The 9019-nt window shown below is 45.4% G+C and carries 5 protein-coding genes and 1 pseudogene; 1 reads left to right on the top strand and 5 read right to left on the bottom strand.

What is annotated here, in order from left to right:
* Positions 1-52: 52 nt before the first annotated feature.
* The 4 genes and pseudogenes from CZ367_RS03100 to CZ367_RS16705 form a co-directional block, all read right to left on the bottom strand.
* A complete protein-coding gene (locus tag CZ367_RS03100; protein ID WP_077195604.1) occupies positions 53-2161 on the bottom strand; it encodes a S8 family serine peptidase in 2109 nt (702 codons plus the stop codon).
* Complete coding sequence (locus tag CZ367_RS03105; RefSeq protein WP_077195605.1) at positions 2158-3171, bottom strand: acyltransferase family protein; 1014 nt, start codon at positions 3169-3171, stop codon at positions 2158-2160. The genes CZ367_RS03100 and CZ367_RS03105 overlap by 4 nt, the downstream gene beginning before the upstream one ends.
* A gap of 622 nt (positions 3172-3793) precedes the next feature.
* The gene (locus CZ367_RS03110; protein WP_077195606.1) at positions 3794-4573 is read right to left on the bottom strand and encodes a hypothetical protein; all 780 of its coding nucleotides are present in this window, start codon (positions 4571-4573) and stop codon (positions 3794-3796) included.
* 296 nt (positions 4574-4869) lie between these two features.
* Positions 4870-5665, bottom strand: a pseudogene (locus CZ367_RS16705) (hypothetical protein).
* Between the two features lie 166 nt (positions 5666-5831).
* Here CZ367_RS16705 and CZ367_RS16140 point away from each other — a divergent pair.
* Positions 5832-8138 carry an InlB B-repeat-containing protein gene (locus CZ367_RS16140; RefSeq protein WP_077195608.1) on the top strand — a complete coding sequence of 769 codons (2307 nt, stop codon included), beginning with the start codon at positions 5832-5834 and terminating at the stop codon, positions 8136-8138.
* 189 nt (positions 8139-8327) lie between these two features.
* On the opposite strand, the gene tnpC is transcribed toward CZ367_RS16140, so the two are convergent.
* Positions 8328-9019 (bottom strand): IS66 family transposase (tnpC, locus tag CZ367_RS03130; protein ID WP_144006010.1); only part of this gene is annotated, 692 nt, incomplete at its 5' end.

A 9019-nucleotide genomic window follows, 5' to 3' on the forward strand; every position in this document is an offset into this window, starting at 1 on the left:
GCAATACCTAAAAGTAGGCATTCTTACAAAATACCTAATAATGGGGAGGGAGTTACCTCACCACAAACTTCTTATGTTTCCTCACATACACGCCCTTAGGCAAACCCGATACCGAAGTGCCGAGATAGCGACCGTCTAACGAGTAAATACGATTGTCTAACGCCTTAGCCTCTACATCTTCTACACGTTCTATCCCTTGAGCAGCCATTCGCAACACTTCCTTCAAACCTTCGTGAATATCTATTTGTCCATAACCATACATATTGTTAGGATAGGACAATGCGGCATCGTAATGGGTGCAAGTCTTAGCAAACACCTTACGGCAGTCGTCGGGCGTTAACGAAGGGTAAGCCTGCAGCCAAAGGGCAATAGCTCCAGCCACAACAGGACCCGACATTGACGTGCCGCTATTGCTATTCCACGCATACTCCTTGCCGTTATACATAAAGTGGCGTGTATCGCTCGAAAGCGGAAAACCTACATTATCAGGATTGTTGATAAAGAAACTGCTGTATGCAGAGATGATGTTCTGCCCCGGTGCTACCACATCGGGCTTTGTTCGTCCGTCAAGCGTAGGACCTATGCCAGAAAAAGAAGTCAACCGTCCGCCCGTACCTTGGCTATAGTTTTTCCACTCGCCACGATAGTTCAAAAAGCCTTCACGATAGGCAGTTGCCCCCACCGAAATAACGCTTGGCGCACTCGATGGAGAATGAATGCTATGGCTATTATCACCCGAAAACAATTCGGCGTCAATTTCTTTGTTCTGCACCCATTTACCTGAAATGCGATACAATTCGATATCAGCCTCCTTGCCTACCAACTCTAACGAGATAGGTGTAGTCTCGCCCAAAAACGAGTTAGACCACATACGAAGGTCGTAAACCGTTTCACTCGCTTTCAGACTTGAAGGATAAGCCGTAATGTGCCAATGTATTTTTTCATCGCCTATCAATAGCGAATCGGTAAAGGTTGAGTCCTTACTTGCCAAAACACTTGCCGTAGCTATCTCTTTCAACAAGGAGTTAGCCTTGTCTTTATACAATTTATAACGCAGCATAAAGGGTTTAGCCGACTTAATAGTGAACATCAGTCTTACTTTATTGCCTTGCACAAATGCGCCAACGCTCTCTCTGCCAACGGGTTTATGCACATAATTCACCCAGTCGGCATCATTGCCAGCCGAAGCCACAATAATATGCCCAGGTCCTGTAAGCGAATTTAGAATTTGGTAATACAGTTCGTCATCGCCTATGAGGTCTTGATGTCCACCTTCACTAAAATTAATAACACAGGGTTTGCCCACACGGTCGGCATAGTCGAACATATATTTAAAGCCCAAGGCATCAGTGGCGTAGGTGTATTTATAATAGTTGGCTTTGTCTATCAATCCTACATTGTTACCCGTAGCATTTGCCACCATCACTATATCAGCATCGTAGGCTATACCGTAGTAAGGGGTTTGTACGCCTACCCCCTCTGCACCACCTCCTGCAGCTATACCTGCCGTATGTGTGCCGTGGGTTTGGGTCAGTCCGTCTAAGGGATGCCCTATGGCAAGGAGGTCGGTTTCGGTAGTATAATCTCGTCCCACAGGCAACGCACTTCCGATGGTATCTTTTGACAATTGGTCCCACAATGCTTTTATTCTGTATCTGCTCATATCACGTGAGTAGAAAGTGGGGTGAGTAAGGTCGAAACCTATATCTTGCACACCCACAATTACATTCTTGCCTGTATAGCCTTCAGGGAGGTCGATACCTTGATACACCTTATCTACATTGACAAACTGCCGAGTGGTATCCATCTGCACCTCAGAGCGTTGTCCTGCCTCAATACGCGCTACAAACGAAGAGCGTGAAAGGTCGGAAAGGCTGTTGAGCGGAATAGAAACAATATAGATTTCGCCTATCTTGCTCAACACTTTACAACCATAATCGGCAAAAATATATTCTGCATTTCCACTTTTCAACTTCACGAAAGCCGTAAGCGTAGCTTGTCTGCCCTCGTGTCTCCCCTTTGTTTTCGCACGATTAGACTTTAGGGTTTGGTCCATTGCTGCCTCACGCACCAAAGCCGACATCTTATGGTAGGTTGGGCGTTGCGCCATTGCCACATTGGCAAGGAGCATATATATAATAAGGTGTATGTATCGTTTCATATTTTATTTATTTTAAGTCTATTCCACACGATTATTCTTATTTGGTCTATCAAGAAGGCAACAATGTATGACGCCACAACCAACCCACTAATGCACAGCAGACAGCACAATCCGCTATAAGTATGGAAGATGTAGGCTGCTGTTGAGATATATTTTTCGAAAACGAAAGGAAATACATTGAGCAAGTAAACCGCAAAAGCCGAAGTCGCAAGGGTATTTACCACCTTACTATAAAACCGCAATCGTGAAAACAAGACCGCAGTAAGCGTAACCGAAAGCAACACAAGGGGTGAGGTGTGTTTGTACCAAAGGTTTGCAAGGGTAGCACTAACGTTTACCGAAACGAAAGCTAAAAACGTAGAAAGCAATACCAAGCCTACAACACAGAGACTTAGCATAGAGGACGATAAACCGCTGAAAACATTATACTTGCGCACATATCCTGCCAAGAGATAAACAAAGACAAAGGTAAGGGGAGAGTCGCCATCTGCACCGTACCAACTACTATCCAACCACCCAAAGAGCGACTGCACAACAAACAGACAGCCAAGTATGAGGGTGTACTGTCGGCGGTTGCCATTGTCTATAAGTCCATTGAGCATAGGCGAGAGGCAATACAACACGAGATAGGAACGTACAAACCAATAGCTGTCCAAGCGTAAAAGATGGCACAGATAGGAAAGCGAAAAGTGTGCATCAGGTATCACACAAAGGTTTACCCCATAGAGCAAAACAATGAAGAAAAGCACCTGGAACAACAATCCCAAGATGCCACGCTTATTAGCCTTGATGCCATACCAACCCGAAATAAAAACAAACAGATTGACACTAAGAAAGCCCGCTGCCTCGAAGAAAAAGCGCGCAAATGCCGACAACCCATCGCTTGCCACATCGGTAGCAGTGGGCGTACCAATAGCCACAAAGTCGGCGTGGAGTATCAATACCAATAGCATTGCGACAATTCGCAAAAGCTCCATACCGCTATCACGTTTCTTCTTCACGTTGTTCATCTTCTCATTGTTTTTATGTAGGGGCTCGATTCGTCGAGTTCCATTTTATTAGGAGTTAGAAAGGAGTCAACCGAAGTTACCGCTCTTTCCTCGCTAAGGAGTTAAAGCCAAATGCTATGTTGGTGTATCTTTGGCAATTTAGTCAGACCTGTCCGACTCGTCTGACCAGTCCGACCAGTCCGCCAAAACCACCCCTCGCTAACTATAGCAATTCTGCGCTCTCCTCCCAACAGAGGGGTCGGGGGGAGGCTTTTATTCGCAAAGAAACCAAAAATAACCGAAACCACCAAACTACACCGCAAAAATATTCACCCATCACCCCAAAAATCATCATACACAATTGGTCTATTTATCCCCACCCCACCTTAGAAAAACCAAACACCCATACTACAAACGCAAAACATATATGTCTTGCCGTCCCAAAGTTAAACTTTGACAGGGTAAAACATATATGTTTCAGAGGGTCAAAGTTAAACTTTGACAACCACGTACATAAACCTTTGACTATAAAACAGTTACAAACCCATTTGTTTCCATATATCGACAAAACGGAATTGGTCTATTCGTAACCTCCCCTTCTCGCCATAAACAAACTTGCACTATACCAATCTTACAGATTAGCTTACTTCACAACAGACACTTCTATATTTACCACCTTGCACACGCTCTTGCCATTTTGCAAAACGGTAATAGCAAAGGGTACACGTCCTTTTTTCACCTTTTTATCGGCAGCCACAACAGCTGTATAGCGCATACCATTTTGAGGCTCTATATTGTTAATCAAGATAGATGGGCTTACCGTAATATACTTATTATGGCTAAGGTCTACAACAGAAGGCTCAAGATTGTAAAGCGGCTGCCCTCCCCTATTAAATATCTCGAACATAATCTTACCTGTTTCGCCACGTGACAATTGTCCATCGCCACTATCGTCTACAAAGCGTACATTAACGAGTTCCACATTAGGAGTCTCATCCATCAACATAGGGGTAGTAGCTTTCTGAAGTTGAGCCATCGTGTCTGCCACAGCCACATTTGTAGCCGTAGAATATCCATATACACCATCACCTTCTGTGCTTCGTGTGCCTTCTGTGCTTCGTGTGCCTTCCGTATGGTAAGGGTTAATACCTTGCACGCTGTTTTGCTGCACACGTTCATATCGGTCGTGAACCTCCTGTTGCGCACGCTTCTGCGCATTCGATTCAAGTACCGCACCTGCTACCGCACCACCTGCCATACCGACAATTGTGCCTACATCCGAACCACGCGCACCGCCAGCAAGACCGCCAATGGCACTGCCAAGCACACTGCCTAACGAACCGCCTGTCATAACTCCATTCATAGAACTGCAACTACTCATCACAATACTTGCAACCAACCCAAAGATATATACTTTCTTCATATTCGTTTCCTCCAAATTCTTTGGATACAAAGGTAAAATAAACCAATCGAACTGACAAATATAAAATCCCTATTAACAAAGGGTGGTTTCCCTAAAACTAACTTTTTTATATAAACCTTATTTCCGCAAACAATTTCCTTGTTTGTTTCAAAACTTGCTTGCGTCTCCTTTAACCCTACGAGAAAGGTCGATTTGTCATTTTTTGCTCAACTTACTACAAATAGGTTGGTTATTGGACACAAGTTCCCTTACCCATAAGGGAATGGGGAAGATAAAATTCAGCAAAGAGTTTGAAGCTATTCTTTAAAAATCTTGATATAATACTTTTTGGGTGTGTATAGGTTTAAGACGTATCTCCTTCCTGTCTTAATCCATTTGGCAGGTACGTTGATGAAGTGTAATATGAACTTCTTCAAACGACTGCTTTTCTTTAGAGGTTCTATTTGTTGAGACAATTTATCAATGAGAAAGAGGTAGAAGTTCTTCGGCATTGCTGTAACGAGCATAAAGACGGTGTTCTGCTCAAGAAAGGAGAAAGGCAGGTGTGCCCAACCTGGAAGTAACCGTAATCGCCTTTATAAGAATATGTTGCATCGTATTTGTGTGCAGGAATAAACTGGTGATCAAAGTCCAAATCAACGCTGCTTCCTTCGTTTATTAAGCCAAGATGCTTAACCATCGTCAGAAGAAGTTCTTTTTCAAAGTGCGATTTCTCGCCACGAGCATGTACAAATTTCGCTTTGCTCATTTGCATACTTCGTCTGGCTTAACGAAATCGTTGGTTTAATTTCTCAGCCTTATTGAACTTATAGGCGTGCTTGGATTTATCACAAGTGTAAACCACATTTGCTTCCTTAAGTTCTTTTAAACCACGACCAACGGTGTCTGCCCCAGGAAGTGTACATTTGGGAGATAATGAAAACTGAGCAACGAGCGTGTTAATATCTTCTAAGCAATCAGCACCGCACAAATAGCTATAAAACAGCGATGAAATAATATCACTATATTGGAATGCCGTACACCTGTACTGCCACGCTGACCAAGCGAGGAATCAATAATTTGATTGAGTTCAAGTTTGGAAAAAACATCCATTACGTGAAAAATTCCACCAAAAGAGGTTATTTTATCAGATTTTATTGCTATCTTTGTTGCGTCAGTTGGTTTATTATTTTACATGTTTAGTAGCACTAAGATAAGTGAATTTTCTGACATACGCAAGTGTTTTGGAAGCATACAATCATCCTAAATCAATAAGACAATGAATAAACAACTACGCATCAGGCTCTTCGCCCTCCTCGGCACGCTGCTCGCGACCAGCTCGCTTCTCGCCGAAGGGGTCATCACTATGACCACTACCAAGGCCGTCGGAGAGAAAATCAAATTAGAAATTTGGGCTAGTAGCAACGTCACCATCGAAGGTGTCAAAGAGCCGTCTTCTAAAGGCTCCACTACCTACACCCTTACCAGCCAAACTGTCATCATTCGAGGCGATGTCACAAAACTTAAAGGTTGGAACAATCAACTGACCAATTTGGACGTGTCTGGTTGCACTTCCTTGACATCGCTTAAATGCTTCGGCAACAAACTGACCAGCTTGGATGTATCGGGCTGTACCGCCTTGACAGAACTTAAATGCTACGACAATCAACTGATCAGCTTGAACGTCTCGGGCTGTACCGCCTTGACAACGCTTGAGTGCTTCAACAATCAACTGACCAGCTTGGACGTATCTGGCTGTACCGCCTTGGCATCGCTTAAATGCTACGACAATCAACTAGCCAGCTTGAACGTGTCAAAGAACACCGCCTTGACAAGGCTTGACTGCTACAAAAATCAGCTGACCATGTTGGATGTATCAAAGAATACGGCCTTGACAAAGCTTGAATGCTACCGTAATAAGCTGATCGCATTGGTTGTATCCCAAAACACCGCATTGACATGGCTTAACTGCTACCGCAATAAGCTGACCGCATTGGATGTTTCCCAAAACACTGCGTTGACAAATCTTGACTGCCAGCAAAATCAACTGACTGCATTGGATGTATCTAGAAACACAGCGTTGACAAAGCTTGTCTGCGCTGAAAATAAGCTGGCCGCATTGGATGTATCCAAGAATACTGCTTTGACAATCCTTGCCTGCGGTGAAAATCCGCTGACTGCATTGGATGTATCCCAAAACATTGCGTTGACACAGCTCATCTGCGACAACAATCAGCTGACCGCATTGGATGTATCCCAAAACACCGCATTGACATGGCTTGACTGCTACCGCAATCAACTGATGGCGTTGGATGTATCAAAGAATACGGCCTTGGCAAGGCTTGACTGCTACCGCAATCAACTGATGGCGTTGGATGTATCCAAGAATACCAAATTGGAAACACTTAACTGCCACGGCAATCAAATCAAAGGCGAAGAAATGACTCGCTTGGTGAACAGTCTGCCCGACCGTACTGGAAAGAAAGCCGGTAAATTTACCGTAGTGCAAGAACCAGCTCTTGAGGGCAATATTTGCCTTAAATCCGATGTCGCTATTGCCAAGGGTAAGAACTGGAATACGCTAAAGTACAAGTCCGATACCAGAAAGTATGTTGCCTACGAGGGCGCACATTCCTTAAAGGTTACGCTGACAAAGGAAGGGGAAGGAACGCTCACCGCTACTGGAGCCGCTGACCTTAACGCCGTTCCAGAAGGTACCGAGCTGACCATCGTAGCGACACCGGCTGCAGGCTACAAGTTGACAGCTCTCACGGCCAACGGTAAGGACATCCTCGCGACGAAGAAGCTGAGCGTCAGGGAAGACACCGAGATCAAGGCAACCTTTGCGAAGAAGAACTACACCGTGCTATTCACGCCAGAAGGCGAAGGCGAAAACAAGCTCACAGCTACTAGAAATGGGGAGCCCTTTACCTCTGGAAGCCCAGCTTATGAAGGCGACAAGATCGTCATCACAGCTCAGCCTGCTGAGGGCTACCAGATAGACAAGTGGCTCATCGGCAAGGAAGAGATAGAGGTCACTCCCTATACGGGTCAGACGACCTTTGAGTGCACCGTCGGCACGGCAGATGTTTTAATCAAGGCGACCTTTACGAAGAAAACTTTTGCCGTAACGTTCACAAAGGAGGGCGAAGGTACGATCTCTGCTACGGGATCAGATGATCTCAACGCAATCCCCTATGGTACGGAGTTGACGATTGTTGCTACGCCAGCCGCCGGCTACAAGTTGACAGCTCTCACGGCCAACGGTACGGACATCCTCGCAACAAAGAAAGTTGTGATCAAGGGTGCAACGGAGGTTAAGGCTACTTTTGCAGATCACACGGGCGTGGAGACGACCGTCACTCAGCAGGTGAAGCTTTACCCGAATCCAGCGACTTACTATCTCATCGTGGAGGGTGTAGCTCCTGCCAGCAAGGTGACGCTCCACAGTATGACTGGCGTACGGCTCTATGCGGGTCGTGCCGATAGCCGAGGCGTGCTACAGATTGACTTGACACCCTATGCGGATGGTGTTTACCTAGTCTGCGTAGCGGGCGAGACTTACCGAGTGCTGGTAAGGCACTAGAATCAAAAAAGGGGCGAACCATTGTTCGCCCCTTTTTTGATTAGAGGGTTAGAGGTTAGAGAGTAAGCATCCAATATTAGCCGCCTTTCACACCAACAAATAACCCTTATATGGTAAGCATCCAATATTAGCCGACTTTCACACCAACAAATAACCCTTATATGTCTGGCAGCATATAAGGGTTATTTGTTATTTGAAGTTTGAAGGTAGCATTTTCGTGAGTTCCTCCTCCGTCATATCTGGCAGGGGTCTTGAAAGAACTTCCTTCATCCATTTGTATGGCTCTATGTCTGCTTCCCTGCAACACGCCACGAAGGTATAGAAGATGGCGTTGTTCTCCGCTCCCTCATTGTTACCACAGAACAGGTAGTTCTTTCTTCCAAGCGTGATGGGTCTGATGGCCTGTTCCATAAGGTTGTTGTCTATGTTGAAGCGTCCGTCCTGCACATATCTGCCAATGCGTATCCATACGGCGAAGGCATAACGCAGTGCCTTCTCCATAGCTTCGCCTGGGGTGTACTGTTTGTGTACATCCAACATATAGGTCTCCAAATACTTAAGAATAGGGTAAGCTTTAGCCTTTCGTTCTGTCTCCACTTCCTCGGGTGGTGCTTTCTTGTGTTTGAGGTTTTCCTCCAACTCATAAAGCGTGGCTATCGTTTCGATGATATGGGCGGCGTTCTTATCGTCAGACGCCAGATGTTCGAACTTACGTCTCACGTGTGCCATACATCCTAACAGCACGATGCCCTGAACGTTCTCAAACCTGCTGTAGACCTCATACCCATCAGACTGTATGGCACCCTGGTAGCCCTTGAAGAGTTCATCTGCCACAGCGCCCGACCGCGACCCGTCCTTCCAATGGAAGAACACACCCTGGG

This window comes from Prevotella ihumii (assembly GCF_900155655.1).
In the GTDB taxonomy this organism is placed as follows: Bacteria; Bacteroidota; Bacteroidia; order Bacteroidales; family Bacteroidaceae; genus Prevotella; species Prevotella ihumii.